The sequence below is a fragment of the Lutibacter litoralis genome (assembly GCF_014646675.1).
GTDB classification, from domain to species: Bacteria; Bacteroidota; Bacteroidia; order Flavobacteriales; family Flavobacteriaceae; genus Lutibacter; species Lutibacter litoralis.
The window spans coordinates 346,440-361,381 of record NZ_BMNS01000001.1; the positions used below are offsets into that span (position 1 = coordinate 346,440).

A 14,942-nucleotide genomic window follows, 5' to 3' on the forward strand; every position below is an offset into this window, starting at 1 on the left:
AACTAAAAATGTTAAAGTTAATTAATTAATTTAGTTAATTTAGAATTTTTAATGAAAAAGGGGATATTTCCCCTATTAAAAAAGGAGGTATTTCCCCAGCAAAATATGAGAATTGTATGGTACTTTTGAAGTATAATAATTTACGTTTAATGAATTACAAAGAAAAACATACAGAAAAATATATTAAAATTGGTTTTTTTATTCTCCTTTTTGTTTTAAACTTTATACTATTAACTAAAGTCACCAGTAATTCTAGTGTTCAACCTATTTTTGAAAAACATATTAGAAATTAAATAAAAAACTAATCATATTTGCTCGTCCCACATCACTAACTTATTCTTTGAATAATTCAAAGGGTTTCTAAAATCAATTATTGGGCTGATTTTAAAGGTTGCTTTCTAGCAACCTTTTTTTTGTAATATAAATGCCTGAATTTATATGTATAAATTATCTTTGCACTTTAAAACTACAAAAAATGAACAACGTTAGAGTACGATTTGCACCTAGTCCAACAGGACCTTTACATATTGGAGGAGTTAGAACCGCCCTTTTTAACTATTTATTTGCTAAAAAGCACAACGGAACTTTTATTTTAAGAATTGAAGATACCGACCAAACACGTTATGTAGCAAATGCCGAAAAATATATTATAGAGGCACTGAATTGGATGCATATTCCTTATGATGAAGGACCAGGTAAAAATGAAAAATTTGGACCATATCGTCAATCAGAACGTAAAGAAATCTACAAAAAGTATGCTGAAGAATTAATAGCCAAGGGAAAAGCATACTATGCATTTGATACTTCTGAACAATTAGATTTTCATAGAAAAGACCATGAAGAGAAAGGCAAAACTTTTATTTACAATTGGCATAATAGAGAAAAAGGACGTTTGGTTAATTCATTAGTATTATCAAATGAAGAAGTTCAAGAGCGAATTGAAAGAGGAGATAATTATGTGGTTCGTTTTAAAATGTACGATCCAAAAAATAATGATTCTGAACTGATTGAGGCTGATGATATTATTCGAGGACACGTTTCTTTCAAAAAAGAAATATTAGACGATAAAATATTGTTTAAAAGCGATGGAATGCCAACCTATCACTTAGCAAATATTGTAGATGATCATTTAATGGAAATAAGCCATGTTATTCGTGGTGAAGAATGGTTGCCTTCTCTCCCATTACACATTGCTTTATATGAAGCATTTGGTTGGAATGCTCCAGAATTTGCACACCTACCACTTATTTTAAAACCTGTAGGAAAAGGAAAATTAAGTAAGCGTGATGGTGATAAATTAGGCTTTCCAGTTTTTCCACTTGAATATAAAAACAATGAAACTGGTGATGTTTCACGTGGATACAAAGAAGATGGTTATTTTGCCGAAACAGTTATTAATTTTTTAGCGTTGTTAGGTTGGAATCCAGGGACTGAACAAGAGTTATTTAGTTTAGAAGAATTGGTAAAATCATTCGATCTAAGTCGTGTAAATAAATCTGGAGCTCGTTTTGATCCTGATAAAACAAAATGGTTTAACCAACAATATATGCAGCAAAAATCGGATTCAGATTTAGCGGAATTATTTCTTGAAATTCTTACTAAAAAAGGTATTTCATCGGAATTATCATTTGTTAAAAAAGTAGTTTGTACCATCAAAGAACGCGCAATATTTGTTTCAGATTTTTGGGAATTGAGTAGCTTCTTTTTTGAAGCTCCAACTGAGTTTGATGCTAAAGCTTCAAAAAAAACTTGGAAAGAAGATACAGCTCCTTTAATGCAAGAACTTATTACTGTTTTAGAAGCTATTAACGACTTTAGTTCACAGAATATTGAGAATATTGTAAAAGAATGGATTACAAATAAAGAAATTGGTTTTGGAAAAGTAATGCAACCTTTTAGATTGAGTTTGGTTGGCGCAATGAAAGGTCCTCACCTATTTGATATTGCTGAAATGATTGGAAAACAACAAACTGTTGATAGAATTAAAAAAGCGATTGAAACTTTATAGGTTTCACTATTGTCATTCCTGTGAAAACAGGAATCCATAATTACATCCTTAAGATAACTGCTTTTGCAGGTATGACATAATAAAAAAAGGAGCTCATTAGCTCCTTTTTTATATTTCTAATTTAACGTTATAATCCTTTAAAGCATCTTTATAATTTTTAGGTTGAAAATTCTCTGCACTAAATTCAATTTTACGTTCATTTCGCATTTTAATATGTTTAATTGAACGTAAATAACGACGTAATTCTTTTTCATTCGAAATTATTAATCCAGGAACTTGAACTCCTTTTCCATTACCATCTTTTGCAACCATAGAGAAATAAGAAGAATTACAATGCTTTTTAATTCCTGTTCTAATATTTTGAGATTCAACTCTAATACCAACAACCATTGAAGATCTTCCAACGTAATTTACTCTTGCGTGCAAGGTTACCAATTCACCAACTTCAATAGGATTTAAAAAATCTACTCGGTTCACAGAGGCTGTAACACAATATTGTCCAGAAAATTTTGATGCAGAAGCAAAAGCCGCTTTATCCATCAACGACAAAATAAATCCACCATGAATTTTCCCACTAAAATTGGAATGTGATGGCAACATTAATTCGGTTAAAATTACTTCTGATTCTTCAGAATTTTTATAAATTTTATTCATAGAAGCAAATATAACACGCTTATAATTAAAATCAATAGGATCTATTTTACAAAATACTTATTCTTGTTATTTGGACATAAAAAACATATTTATCATTTCGAACGGTAGTAAGCAATCTCATAACAATACTGTTAACAAGATGAGATTACTCCTTTGTCGGAATGACAAGAAAATATTGTTGACAATTCAAATAGTAGTCAAAATAATTTTATTCTTTATTTAAAGCTTTTAATACGCGTTCTGGTGTAATTGGCATTCTATTTACTCTTGCTCCACAAGCGTCAAATACAGCGTTTGCAATAGCTCCTCCCACACAAATAATTGCAGGTTCTCCACCACCTTGAGGCTTTGAATCCATTTTATCAATAAATACACATTCAATTTCTGGAGTATTAGAAAATTTGGTAATGGTATAATTACTGAAATTTCTAGATTTTACAAGACCTCCGTTAAACTTAACATCTTCATACAAAGCATAACCTAAGCCCATTGTGATTCCTCCTTCAGTTTGAACAGTTGCACCATGTGGATTCACAACTTGACCCATATCTTGTGAACAAACCACTTTAATTGGAGTCACAACTCCTGTGTTTTTATCAACATGCACTTCAGCTATCATTACAACACTAGTTCCTGCATCTTCACCAAGCGCGATTCCAAAACCGTGGCCTTCTTTTTTTGTTCTATTCCAACCAAACTTTTCAGCTCCTAATTTTAGAGCAGCGATCATATTATTGCTTTTCAAATTCTTTATTCTGAATTCTAACGGATCAATTCCAGCTTTAAAAGCAGTAACATCTATATGAGATTCACGTGCAAATGTGGTTGAATTATTTCCAGGTGCACGCCATGCTCCCGTTCCAAATGGATGAATATCACGTTCATTAAACATTCTGGTTCTGTTATTTTCTACATCGTAAAACAATTTTGTTCCACGTGTTCCTGCACAATAAATGTCGAATTCCCATAAATTCAATTTTCCATTTTCATCAACACCTGAAGTTACATTCATAACTGCAGCTGGTCTAAATTTATCGTACATAAATTCCTCTCTTCTACTCCAAACCAATTGCACTGGTTTTTTACAACTTTTAGCAATTAAAGCCGCTTCAATAGCTTGTTGATTGTAAATTTTTCCACCAAAACCACCCCCTAAAAATATTTGCTTAACGTGTACATTCTCTTTAGGAATTTCCAAGGCTTTTGCTAATTGATCTTGGGTTCCAAAAGGAGTTTGGGTTGAAGTCCAAATAGTTAATTTATCATCTTCAAAATAACAAGTCGCTGTATGCGTTTCCATAGGAGCGTGAGCTTTATAACCATCTTGGTATTGCGCTTTTATAACATATTCTGAAGCTGCTTTTCCTACCTCAAGCAAACCTCCTTCTTGAAATATATTATTATCTGAAATGTTATCTTCTAAATATTTAAAAATAGTTTCGTTGTCCATTTTTTGTTCTGGAGCATTCCAAGTAACTTTTACTTTTCTAGCAGCTTTTGTAGCTACTTCAGGATCTGAGTGTACAACCGCAACCAAATCACCTTCATTTATCAATTCAACACCAAAAAAACTTTCTAATTGAGAAGCATCAACCTGTACTTTTTTTGAACCCACAACTTTAGGACGCACAACTGTTGCATACACCATTCCTGGTAATTTAATATCACCTGAATACATAGCAGTTCCTGTTACTTTTGCAATAGCATCAGTACTTATAATAGGTTTTCCAATAAGTTTAAATTCAGAAGCTTTTTTAATGGTTGGTTTCTTTTCAAGATTTTTTACAATCCTTTTTCCTTCGGTTAATTCGGCATAGGTTACTTTATTTGAAGGATTTTCAGTCTCACAAATAATGCCATTATCAAGTTTTAAACTAGCTTCTGAAACTCCAAATTTTGTAGCTGCTAAATCAATTAATATTTCTCGTGCTTCAGCTGCAGCAGCTCTTAAAACAGGATCTGCAAAACGTGTGGTTAAAGAACCCCAAGTTCCCGCATCATAAGGACATAATTCGGTGTCTCCCATTACCATATCCACCAAATTAATAGGAACACCAAGTTCATCTGCTACCACTTGTGCTAAGGAAGTTATAATTCCCTGTCCCATTTCAATTTTACCTGTATAACAATTTATGCGTCCGTCTTCTTTTATATGTATATAAGCATTAAAATTTGGCGTATCGTCTGATTTATTTTGGCCCCAACCATCTAATAATGACATTTTTCCTAAACAAAAAACTACAATAATACCACCCCCTAATTTTTTAAGAAAGTCTCTTCTGTCTAAAGAAATAGGTTCATTTACATCGCTAAAATAGAGTTCATCAATTTTATCTGGTTTCATAATTAAAATGTTTTAGAGAGTTGTTTTGAGGCTTTTTCAATTGCTTCTATAATTCTACCATACGAACCACATCTGCATAAATTAGTGTCCATGGCTGTAATTATTTCTTCTCGAGTTGGATTCGGATTTTTTAATAAAAGTCCATATGCATTCATTATCATTCCAGGCGTACAAAAACCACATTGAAGTGCATCCGTTTTTACAAAAGCTTCTTGAATTGGGTGTAAATTAGTACTAGTTCCAATACCTTCAATTGTAATTATTTCTTTATTTGCTACATCTTCAATAAATGTCATGCAAGAACGTGTTACTTCATTGTTTACCAAAACAGTACAAGCTCCGCAATCTCCTAATCCACAGCCATATTTAGTTCCTGTTTCATCTAAATAAGTGCGAATAACTGTTAATAAAGACTCATCTCCTTGAACCTCTACCGTTACATTTTTTGAATTCAATTTAAAATTAATTGATTGTTTCATCTGTATATATTTAGTGTTCTTTATTAGTCATATAAAACATTTAAATAAGCTTTATCAAGTGAGAACAAATTTTAAGTACTCATCGTTTTATTGTTCATTTTATAAGTTCTTACAACTAACTTTTAAAGTTAGTTATTATTAAAACTTTGTACAATACCAACTTCTAATTTTGAGTGATTATAAATAATTTAAAACCACATTTTTTATTTCTTTTATTTTCCATGTAACATTTTTATTTTTTTCACTACAAATAGATACAATAAGTTTTGAATTAAATTTTAAAACATTGTATCTTTAAAACGCTTATTAATCTTTAAAATTTTTCAGAAATGGTTGGAACATATATTTTTATTTTTATTCTGGTTGTAATTGTAGTAACTGGTTTATTTACTGTTAAACAACAAACAAATGCTGTAATTGAACGCTTTGGAAAATACCAAAGTATTCGAGGTGCAGGTTTACAACTTAAAATACCAATTGTAGATAAAGTTGCTGGTCGTGTTAATTTACGCGTGCAACAATTAGATGTAATTGTTGAAACAAAAACAAAAGATGATGTTTTTGTACATTTAAAAATTTCTGTTCAATTTTTAATTAGACCAGATCATGTTTATGATGCGTTTTATAAACTTCAAAATCCACATGAACAAATTACATCCTTTATTTTTGATGTTGTGCGTGCTGAAGTTCCAAAAATGATATTAGATGATGTTTTTGAAAAGAAAGAAGAAATTGCTTTAGCAATTCAACGCGATCTAAAACAAGCCATGTTAGAATATGGTTACGATATAATTAAAGCTTTAGTAACCGATATTGATCCTGATGAAAAGGTAAAAATAGCAATGAACCGTATTAATGCTGCTGATAGAGAAAAAATTGCAGCACAACATGAAGGTGATGCACAACGTATTTTAATTGTTGAACGTGCAAAAGCTGAAGCTGAAAGTAAACGTTTACAAGGTAAAGGTATCGCTGATCAACGTAGAGAAATTGCGCGTGGATTAGAAGAGAGTGTTGATGTTTTAAACAGAGCTGGTATTAATAGCCAAGAAGCTTCTGCCCTAATTGTAATTACACAACATTATGATACGCTACAAAGTATTGGATCTGATACAAAATCGAATTTAATTTTATTACCAAATAATCCAAATGCTGCAAGTTCTATGTTAAATGATATGGTTTCTAGCTTAGTAGCAGCGAATAAAATAAATGAATCTTCTCACGAAGAAGTAAAAGACACTAAAAATAATAAAAAATAATGATATTATCTACTACAAATACTATTGAAACACATCCAGTAAAAGAGTATTTAGGTATTGTATCTGGTGAAACCATTATTGGTGCAAATATTTTTAAAGACTTTTTTGCAGGAATTAGAGATATTGTTGGTGGAAGATCTGGCTCTTATGAAAGGGTGTTGAGAGAAGCTAAAGAAACTGCTTTAAAAGAAATGGAAGAACAAGCTTTTAAATTGGGTGCAACGGCTATAATTGGGATTGATTTGGACTCAAACATAAAGGGTATAATAACGTTATCACATCTACAAACATTGCTCAAAAATATAAAACGTATCAAGGGCAAGAATTGACCGATGAACTAGGATATAATATGCTAGAGTTCAAGTATAGACATTATGACCCCGCTATTGCAAGGTTTGTGACAATAGACCCTTTAGCAGATGAGTATACATATAATTCTACCTATGCTTTTCAGGAAAATAAACTTGGATTAGGTATTGAATTAGAAGGACTTGAATTAAAGTTAGTTGGGCGTGGTATGAATAATATACAATCTGGTACTACACGGCAAATTAGTGAGTCAATGAACATAAATAGAAGTAAACAAATTAATTCTACTGATAATTTAAAATCAAGTATCGCTCAAGAAGAAAGAAATGTAGAAATTAACGGTGCTAAGAATCAAATTATGAAAGGTGCGACTGAAGCTGGTATCGGTTCTATTGACCTTGGTGCAAGTGGATTACAAAATCTAGGTACAGCGATGGAAATAACTGGGACAGCGGCTCTTATTCCGTCTGCTGGAACATCAGTGACATTGGTAGGATTAGGGAAATTAGTATCAGGCATTGGAACCGCCTTTAAAATGGCAGCTAATAATCTTAAAGGTGATGATACTGCAAATTATGCAGAGGGTGCTACTGCTGCCGTTGGAGTACTAACTGGTGGTTTAGCAGATGAAGCATTGTCGGCTACTAAAAAAGTATCAGATTTGTCAAAAAATAATGAATTAATTCAAGAAACTATATTTCAGCTCACTGGATTTTCGTGGAATTATACAAGTAAAAAAGTAGCGGATAAATTAGTTCAGGAAACTAAAGATAAAGATTATGAATAATAATATTTTTATTGGAATTATATTTGTAGGCATTGCAATTCTTTTTGTCCTTTATAATGTATTTAGAAAAAAAAGTGAAAATTACTCGACACAAGCTGTTTTAATTAAATCTTGGTTAATTGCAATAATATTATTTGTTTATGGAATGTATTTAATATTTAGAGATGTATAAAAAAATATTTTGCCTTTTTGCTATCATTTTTGCTTTCATTGGATGTGTCTCAAATCAAAGTGGAATTAAAGAAGGTGAATTTGAATTGTATGAAAATGAAAAATATCTAGGTAGGATATTTAGATTAAAGAATTATCAAGTTGAATTATATAACAACGAACCAGTATTTATTGCTAGACTGGAATGGATTTCAGATTCGATATGTAATTTAATTGGAACTAAAATTAATCCAGTGGATATTGATACTGTTGTTTTTCGTAATACTTTTGAGAGAATTGAACAAAATAAATTTAGAATATTCATTACTCCAATAAATTCAAGTATTGAATATAGCTTTAAAGGTATATTAAATAAGAAAAGTGATAAGATACCAAGCAAATATTTGGATACCTTAATTTATTTGAACAATTTGGATTAGAAGTCACAAAAGAGAATAATAGATTGGATTTATAATAAATTTCAAAAATATATGAGCACGCTATATTGTGTGCTCATTTTCTTTTACAAAATTTCATTTAAAATACTTCTATACTCACGACCTAAGCCACTTATATAAATTCACCAGACCAAACACAACCAAAAGCACCAATGATGCTATGAGGTTTAGCACGATGCCAATAGCCGATAGGCTTTCACCAATTGATACGGATTGTTGTTTTATCTGAGCAGATTTAAAAGCACGGGTCCAGTGTTCAGCTTCTAGGTCATATTTTAACCGAGTGCTAGAACTATTATCGTTTGGTCTCCATTTGTAATCTTTATTATCTATTGCCATAATTGTAATTATTTACTACAAGGATAGGTAATTTTATTGGAAATAAAAACCTGGTAATCTGGAAGTTACCTTATTTTTAACATGTATTGGAATATTGCACCCATAAGCCGCATTTAAACCTCTCAGGGTGCGTTCTCTGGTCATTTCATTGGATAGCGATATTACGTGATGCTTCAGATTTAGGGCTGCTTAAATCGCTTAAAAATTGGTTGGCTTTCTTGTGGTGATTCAGATATTTATTGTAGATGAACATTGAAAATATTGATACTGAAATTGAGTACTGTGAGTTACAATTGAAATTGGCTACTTGTGACGATGCTATATGCGAATACAACCACGAACTAACCAATCTCAGGTTTAAAAAACACTTGGAACTACTTAAACAAAAGGTGAATAAAATAACTACTCGCCAACCATCTGTACTGGACCTATTTCATAAATACTTCCCAATTCAGTTTTGACCAACTCGGTTTTGATGGTTTAGCAGATGGTGCTGGCGGTGCTACTTTGGTCGATGCTCTTGATTTCTTGATTGGCTTATTTGGTAATGATTTAAGTGATGGCAGTGATGGTCCACCTTTAGCTCCTTTTAGAAAACCCACCACATTTCCATTGTAATCTCTAAAAAAGCTTTGCTTTAGTGTACCACAGTATTGAGATTTGTGATTGTACACCGCATTACCGATTAGATAACCTATGAAATAGCCATTGGTTGTATATAGGTCTTTACCTGAGAGCCACCCAACGGTGAAACCTTGTTTGTTATAAATTGCTTGCATCTTTTATCTTTTTAATGTTGATACCATCTGATTCTAGGTTATTTCCCAATACGCCCCAATACAAACCATTCAAGTTCTTGTCCATCTCTTTACAGATATAGAATATGGCTGCATATTCATAATCAAAACGCTGAACATCTATAATACCAATAGGTTCTAATGCTTGTAAAAGTTCTTTAACCTGATATAGCTTCAAGCCTGATTTTAGTACTAGGTGGTTGTGGTTGCCTTTGCTAATTGAAAAAGTTTCAGTAGTATAGAACATACGAGTGTTACCACTTGTGGAACTAGATTCTAATTCACAATATAGCTCGTTCATGAGCGTCATGCACTCCATCTTAGATTTTGGCTCCTGATAGGTAACTGTAACAAAGTAATCCCAGTTTAAAAATGATAAGTGTTGTTCTAGTGTATCGTTACGATGCATGCACTCAATGGTATTGGATAGGCTTCGGTTTCTTTGGATTAGTTCGAACAGTTCAGTACTTACAAACTGTTCCATCATCTTAAAGCTGTACTTGTATGGTTTGGATTTCATTTTGAACCAATCTAACGCTGGATTCTCTAATAATAGCTTATCTCTTCTTCTTTCAAGTGTTCTTACCGATATGTTACATACACTGCTGAACTCTTTTGTTGTATACCAATTTTTTAGTTTCATATTCTTGTTTTGTTTACTATAGGGCGCAAGACCTTAATACAAGGGAGCTTGCTGTTATTTATTAATCATACGTCATTTGTCCTCAAAGTCAATAGTTTAGCTCAAATTTTTCTAAATAATTTTAAGTGACATTTGTCGTGATACTTATTTTTGCTTATCAATTGCTCTCTATTATATATATAACCGAATGCCAAAAAAATCGACTAATGTCATATTATGTATATAAGGGAGTTTCTTTGGAGGCCATCTGTGAGAATGTAATTACCTGATAATAGAGTGGTTACACACATAGGGAGGTCCGACCCCTTACTTAGATTTTTGTGTAAAATAATTTGATATTGATTTTTATCGTCATAACCAGAGGGTGCTGGAGCCCTACGGATATGGAAGCCTAGCATCAAAATACTCCTAACGACATATTTCTAACAACTTATAAATTGAATTCTGCTCCAGATAGGATGTGCTTTATAGATTCCAAAGTGAATCCGTTACCAATTGCATGAGCTGCTGGTGTTTTCTTCAGTAGACTGGTATAACCATCTGGAAGTGTTTGAAGTCGCTCTAGTTCCGTTACGCTAAACAATCTAAATAAGGATTTAGCTGTAATAGCATCCATATTTTCAATACTCGTTAGCTTGTCTTTCTTATGCAACTTTGCAAATGCTTTATCGTAATAGACCACGTTACCTAGTGATTTGGTTAGGTATCGTATCAGTCCTTTTTTAGTATGTGGTACATTTTTAGTAAGTACACAATTGGATTTCACACGGTCCACATATCCATCGGTGATGATATCATCTAGTACAATATGCGTATCGGTTGGAATTGTTATCGGTATGTTGATCCAGTAGATACGATGACGATTCTGTGCGCTCACTAGATTGGAGTTGATGGCTATTCCTTTAACTCCTAGTAGTTCATCTAGTCGGTTCTTGTCGGTCCTAGACATCGAACCAACATTTTCAAATAGAAAGTACGTTGGTGCTACTTCATTCAATAGGCGCAGTGCTTCAAAAAATAATCCTGATTTTTCACCATCTAATCCTTTTCGGTCTTTTCTGAGTGATGTTAAATCCACACAAGGCGAACCCGCAACCAATAAATCTATTGGTGGTAACGATGCGCCATCAACTTGTTTGATACACCCAAGTTGGGTGCTACTTGGGAAATGATGCTGAGTTACTTTAATAGCGTTGTTATCTATTTCAGATGCGTAATAGTTTGCGATGGGAATGTTTAATTGTTGTAATGCTAATTGTGCTATTGATATTCCATCAAATAATGATAACACGTTTAGTCCTTTGTTTTGGTTCATTTATCCGTTTAGAGATAAATAGGTGTGACTCACCTAAAAAACACAAGGAGCTAGTGATTTTAGCCAAAAAACAGCCTTAATCTAGTGGAAATCGGATAAAGCTGTGAGGTTAAAATACTAAAAACGCAAATATTGTTTAATATTTAGAATTCTTAATTACCTATAAATAAGATGTTTAACATTTATATCGTTGATTTTAGCGAAGTTTATACAAATATTATTCTATATTTGCAAGTGTTTTGCAATATTTTTTCACTTTTTATTTGGTAGTCTCGATTATTTTCCGTATATTTGCATTAATTAATTGAAAGAGTAATTGTCTGTTATCCTGATTAGATAGCAGTTGTTTTTTATTAAATTAATTTTTTTTGAATTTACATAGGTGAAAGATTTTCACCAAGCATACTGTAGCCATTACCTAGCACTTAGGAGTGGCTTTTTTATGCGCTAAATTCAAGGTTTGTGATGCTGATACTAAAAATAGTGCTGTTTTTAATTGTCCGCTGACCAAATTAACAACGAACCCAGCAATGACGGGGCTTTAATTAAAAAATAAGTTCTAAAAAGCTGGCACGGGAATAATATTCCTTGTATCCTTGAAAAGTGTTATGGAAAAAGGTAAAGCATTCCCCATAACGGCTGTAGGCCCCTTAATCAGGGCGATAGACCAACAAAGTAGTTAGAAAATCGGGTGGACCTTTTATTATAACGGAAAATATAAGATTAACATTAAAAAATTAGGATGATGACACAAGTAGCAATTTTTGGAAGAACCAGTACTCAGGAACAAGACTATCAACGTCAGGTGGTGGATATGCAGAAAGTAGCGGACCATTTTAGATATGAAGTGGTAAGTGTCATTACCGAAAAGATTAGTGGAGCTAAATCCAATATGGAGCGTTTGGGTGTTCAAACCTTGTTAAGTGAGGCTAAAGCGGGTAAGTTCGAGAAAGTGTTGGTAACGGAAGTATCTCGTTTGGGTCGGTCAACGCTGGAAACTTTGAAACTTGTCGATGAACTACATAGTTATGGTGTTAGCATCTATTTGCATGACCTAAAAAGCGAAACGCTGAATGATGAAGGTGAAATGAACATGCAAACAGAAATGATGGTGCATATGTTGTCGTTGTTCGCTAAGAACGAAAGAAGAACCACTATCGAAAGGATTCGTAGCGGAATGCAACAAGCCAAATTAAGCGGTGTGCATTGTGGAAGATACAAAGGAACTAGTGAGGCTACAAGTACATTTCTTTCAAAATATCCAAAAGTAATCGGTGGATTAAAAAAAGGATTTAGCGTTAGAGAATGCGTTAAATTATATGGAGTTTCACTAGGAACAGTAGCAAAAATAAGAGGATTGATTAAAAATAAATTGGTAGTAGAAAAAGAAGCAGCATAGCATAATCACAGTACAATAACCAATTACATAACCACAAATAAAAAATTTAGGCTAGACCTGAGATGGAATACCTATGCCTTAACGTAAAATAAATATGAATTTAAAAATTGAAATATATGGCATCACAAATAGCAAAAGAAGTAATGCGGTTAGCAAGTAATCGGCAATATAAAGAAGCATTGAATTTACTAAGCAGAATCAAGGTTAAAAATTTAACAGTAACCAGAGCAACACTGAAAAGTAAGTATTGTTTAAAACCTAAAGACATTGAAAAGTTACACTATATAGAAGTAGATAATCCACATGTTAAAAGTGCTGGCAAAATGCGCCTCTATCTTAGAGCTGAGGCATATAATCACTCGCTAAAAATAAAAAGAAGTAAAAAAATTAAAAGTAAAAGCCTATGAAATTAAATACAGATGATAAAAACAATTTCGTATTTGAATACGATGATATCCAGATTCAAGTCCCTGGCGGATTAAACGATGAAAAGCTAGATAGTTTAAGAGTAACGTTAAAAATAAACAAAGCAGACAGCCATGTAAATGTTCGTCATAGCCTGAATCTGTTTAATCATACTCAGGTGGAGAAATTCCTTCTTCAGGTCTCCTATCAATTGGAAATCAGTGATACCATGGTCCGTAAAGCATTCATTAAACTTACCGATGAACTAGAACAACATAGGTTGACTCAGCCATCACAAAGCGATGAGCAAGTAGCAATCGAGTATCAGCTACCTAAAGAAGAATTTATAGAAGCTAAGGATTTTTTATGTGCTGAGAACTTATTGGAGCGGACCAACAACCGTATTGGCGCTAGTGGTATTATTGGTGAAGAGAACAATCGATTACTGATGTATTTGATATTCACTTCACGTAAAACTACCAATCCATTACACTGCATATCATTCGGTTCTTCGGGTGTAGGTAAAACGCATTTGCAGTCCAATGTATCAGAACTAATACCTAGTGAAGATAAAGTAGAAATTACCCAGCTATCTGCCAATGCTTTCTACTATTTCAATCGCTATGACCTTAAAAACAAATTGGTCCTGATTGAAGATATGGATGGTGCTGAAGATGGTTTGTTACCACTTCGGGAATTGCAGACAAAGAAACGTATCTCTAAATCTGTAGTTCAAAAAAGCATCGGTGGTCGTGGTAGAACCAATAATCTAGTTGTGGAGGGTCCAGTCTGTGTAGCTGGATGCACCACTCAAGAAGGTATGTATCAGGACAATGCCAATCGGTCCTTCTTGTTGTATATCGATGAGAGTTCAGAGCAAGATGAGCGTATTATGGCGTATCAACGTATGCTATATGCTGGTAAAGTAGATGGGGATTATCAGGATGTATCTGCTAAGTTATTACGCAACGTCCAGCGACTGTTAAAACCCATCAAGGTCATCAATCCGTATGCGGAACATCTAAAACTTCCAAATACAGTATTTAAGCCTAGACGAACCAATCTACATTATTTACAGCTGATAGAAGTGGTTACTTTTTACCACCAGCACCAGCGTGAAGAACGATGTGATGAAACTACTGGTGAAGTATATATTGAAACCACATTGGAAGATATCAAGATGGCTAATACACTGATTAAAGAAGTGCTCTTGCGTAAATCCGATAGGCTTAATGGTGCTGCTAGAACTTACTTTGAAAGCCTTAGTGGTTATCTAGCTGAAAACAACAGTCAGACCTATTCGAATACGGAGATTAGACGTGAATTTGGAATAAGTGAAACAACACTCAGACGGCATCATAAAGTGTTGTTAGCAGAAGGTTATATCGAAAAGGTTGGTGGCAATAGAACCGAATCTTTTGAGTATAAGCTGTTGGATGTAAACGAGTTTAAGGATTTGGAAGCGACCATTGAGAAGGCATTAAACCTATGTTTAGAGTACGCCACCCCGCCATCGGTTCGCCACAGTGGTAATGGCGAACCTAAATAACTGTAAGTAAGAATAATAACTGTGGTTCGCCACTAATAACAATTTAA

15 protein-coding genes are annotated in these 14,942 nt (G+C 33.2%); 9 read left to right on the forward strand and 6 right to left on the reverse strand.

Annotated features, from left to right (window positions below; all coding sequences use genetic code 11):
- The first annotated feature begins 475 nt into the window (after window positions 1-475).
- Entirely contained in the window at window positions 476-2,008 is a 1,533-nt protein-coding gene (gltX, locus tag IEW75_RS01480; RefSeq protein ID WP_134248266.1) for a glutamate--tRNA ligase, read from the forward strand.
- A 108-nt stretch (window positions 2,009-2,116) separates the two neighbouring features.
- Here gltX and IEW75_RS01485 read toward each other — a convergent pair whose 3' ends face one another.
- From IEW75_RS01485 to IEW75_RS01495, 3 genes are all read right to left on the reverse strand, one after another.
- Window positions 2,117-2,662, reverse strand: coding sequence for an acyl-CoA thioesterase (locus IEW75_RS01485; protein ID WP_134248267.1), 546 nt, complete (start codon window positions 2,660-2,662; stop codon window positions 2,117-2,119).
- A 208-nt stretch (window positions 2,663-2,870) separates the two neighbouring features.
- Window positions 2,871-5,006 carry a xanthine dehydrogenase family protein molybdopterin-binding subunit gene (locus tag IEW75_RS01490; protein ID WP_134248268.1) on the reverse strand — a complete coding sequence of 712 codons (2,136 nt, stop codon included), beginning with the start codon at window positions 5,004-5,006 and terminating at the stop codon, window positions 2,871-2,873.
- A 2-nt stretch (window positions 5,007-5,008) separates the two neighbouring features.
- A complete protein-coding gene (locus IEW75_RS01495) occupies window positions 5,009-5,485 on the reverse strand; it encodes a (2Fe-2S)-binding protein (protein WP_134248269.1) in 477 nt (158 codons plus the stop codon).
- A gap of 329 nt (window positions 5,486-5,814) precedes the next feature.
- On the opposite strand from IEW75_RS01495, the gene IEW75_RS01500 reads away from it, so the two are divergent.
- From IEW75_RS01500 to IEW75_RS01520, 5 genes are read left to right on the forward strand one after another with little or no spacing between them, the layout of a single operon-like run.
- A complete protein-coding gene (locus tag IEW75_RS01500; RefSeq protein ID WP_134248270.1) occupies window positions 5,815-6,744 on the forward strand; it encodes an SPFH domain-containing protein in 930 nt (309 codons plus the stop codon).
- Entirely contained in the window at window positions 6,744-7,073 is a 330-nt protein-coding gene (locus IEW75_RS01505; RefSeq protein ID WP_134248271.1) for a YbjQ family protein, read from the forward strand. The genes IEW75_RS01500 and IEW75_RS01505 overlap by 1 nt, the downstream gene beginning before the upstream one ends.
- A complete protein-coding gene (locus tag IEW75_RS01510) occupies window positions 7,070-7,840 on the forward strand; it encodes an RHS repeat-associated core domain-containing protein (RefSeq protein ID WP_229714368.1) in 771 nt (256 codons plus the stop codon). Before IEW75_RS01505 ends, IEW75_RS01510 begins: the two co-directional genes overlap by 4 nt.
- Window positions 7,833-8,012, forward strand: coding sequence for a hypothetical protein (locus IEW75_RS01515; protein ID WP_134248273.1), 180 nt, complete (start codon window positions 7,833-7,835; stop codon window positions 8,010-8,012). Before IEW75_RS01510 ends, IEW75_RS01515 begins: the two co-directional genes overlap by 8 nt.
- Window positions 8,005-8,430 carry a hypothetical protein gene (locus tag IEW75_RS01520; protein ID WP_134248274.1) on the forward strand — a complete coding sequence of 142 codons (426 nt, stop codon included), beginning with the start codon at window positions 8,005-8,007 and terminating at the stop codon, window positions 8,428-8,430. The genes IEW75_RS01515 and IEW75_RS01520 overlap by 8 nt, the downstream gene beginning before the upstream one ends.
- Before the next feature lie 785 nt (window positions 8,431-9,215).
- On the opposite strand, the gene IEW75_RS01525 is transcribed toward IEW75_RS01520, so the two are convergent.
- The 3 genes from IEW75_RS01525 to IEW75_RS01535 form a co-directional block, all read right to left on the reverse strand.
- Entirely contained in the window at window positions 9,216-9,566 is a 351-nt protein-coding gene (locus IEW75_RS01525) for a 4-fold beta flower protein (RefSeq protein ID WP_134248275.1), read from the reverse strand.
- Window positions 9,550-9,885, reverse strand: a complete 336-nt coding sequence (locus IEW75_RS01530; RefSeq protein ID WP_158283792.1) for a hypothetical protein — start codon at window positions 9,883-9,885, stop codon at window positions 9,550-9,552. The genes IEW75_RS01525 and IEW75_RS01530 overlap by 17 nt, the downstream gene beginning before the upstream one ends.
- A gap of 772 nt (window positions 9,886-10,657) precedes the next feature.
- The gene (locus IEW75_RS01535; protein WP_134248277.1) at window positions 10,658-11,542 is read right to left on the reverse strand and encodes a DNA cytosine methyltransferase; all 885 of its coding nucleotides are present in this window, start codon (window positions 11,540-11,542) and stop codon (window positions 10,658-10,660) included.
- A gap of 742 nt (window positions 11,543-12,284) precedes the next feature.
- On the opposite strand from IEW75_RS01535, the gene IEW75_RS01540 reads away from it, so the two are divergent.
- The 3 genes from IEW75_RS01540 to IEW75_RS01550 all read left to right on the forward strand — a co-directional run bounded on the left by IEW75_RS01540 (window position 12,285) and on the right by IEW75_RS01550 (window position 14,895).
- Entirely contained in the window at window positions 12,285-12,941 is a 657-nt protein-coding gene (locus IEW75_RS01540) for a recombinase family protein (protein ID WP_134248278.1), read from the forward strand.
- A 116-nt stretch (window positions 12,942-13,057) separates the two neighbouring features.
- Window positions 13,058-13,348 carry a hypothetical protein gene (locus tag IEW75_RS01545; RefSeq protein ID WP_134248279.1) on the forward strand — a complete coding sequence of 97 codons (291 nt, stop codon included), beginning with the start codon at window positions 13,058-13,060 and terminating at the stop codon, window positions 13,346-13,348.
- On the forward strand, window positions 13,345-14,895 hold the full coding sequence (locus IEW75_RS01550; protein ID WP_134248280.1) for an MTBMA_p00010-related P-loop-containing protein: 1,551 nt from the start codon (window positions 13,345-13,347) through the stop codon (window positions 14,893-14,895). Before IEW75_RS01545 ends, IEW75_RS01550 begins: the two co-directional genes overlap by 4 nt.
- Window positions 14,896-14,942 lie beyond the last annotated feature (47 nt).

What these genes read in the sequence shown, in the direction of transcription:
- gltX (WP_134248266.1), top strand. Translation starts at nt 476, where the DNA reads ATGAACAACGTTAGAGTACGATTTGCACCTAGTCCAACAGGACCTTTA.
- IEW75_RS01485 (WP_134248267.1), bottom strand. Translation starts at nt 2,662, where the DNA reads ATGAATAAAATTTATAAAAATTCTGAAGAATCAGAAGTAATTTTAACC.
- IEW75_RS01490 (WP_134248268.1), bottom strand. Translation starts at nt 5,006, where the DNA reads ATGAAACCAGATAAAATTGATGAACTCTATTTTAGCGATGTAAATGAA.
- IEW75_RS01495 (WP_134248269.1), bottom strand. Translation starts at nt 5,485, where the DNA reads ATGAAACAATCAATTAATTTTAAATTGAATTCAAAAAATGTAACGGTA.
- IEW75_RS01500 (WP_134248270.1), top strand. Translation starts at nt 5,815, where the DNA reads ATGGTTGGAACATATATTTTTATTTTTATTCTGGTTGTAATTGTAGTA.
- IEW75_RS01505 (WP_134248271.1), top strand. Translation starts at nt 6,744, where the DNA reads ATGATATTATCTACTACAAATACTATTGAAACACATCCAGTAAAAGAG.
- IEW75_RS01515 (WP_134248273.1), top strand. Translation starts at nt 7,833, where the DNA reads ATGAATAATAATATTTTTATTGGAATTATATTTGTAGGCATTGCAATT.
- IEW75_RS01520 (WP_134248274.1), top strand. Translation starts at nt 8,005, where the DNA reads ATGTATAAAAAAATATTTTGCCTTTTTGCTATCATTTTTGCTTTCATT.
- IEW75_RS01525 (WP_134248275.1), bottom strand. Translation starts at nt 9,566, where the DNA reads ATGCAAGCAATTTATAACAAACAAGGTTTCACCGTTGGGTGGCTCTCA.
- IEW75_RS01530 (WP_158283792.1), bottom strand. Translation starts at nt 9,885, where the DNA reads ATGAACGAGCTATATTGTGAATTAGAATCTAGTTCCACAAGTGGTAAC.
- IEW75_RS01535 (WP_134248277.1), bottom strand. Translation starts at nt 11,542, where the DNA reads ATGAACCAAAACAAAGGACTAAACGTGTTATCATTATTTGATGGAATA.
- IEW75_RS01540 (WP_134248278.1), top strand. Translation starts at nt 12,285, where the DNA reads ATGATGACACAAGTAGCAATTTTTGGAAGAACCAGTACTCAGGAACAA.
- IEW75_RS01545 (WP_134248279.1), top strand. Translation starts at nt 13,058, where the DNA reads ATGGCATCACAAATAGCAAAAGAAGTAATGCGGTTAGCAAGTAATCGG.
- IEW75_RS01550 (WP_134248280.1), top strand. Translation starts at nt 13,345, where the DNA reads ATGAAATTAAATACAGATGATAAAAACAATTTCGTATTTGAATACGAT.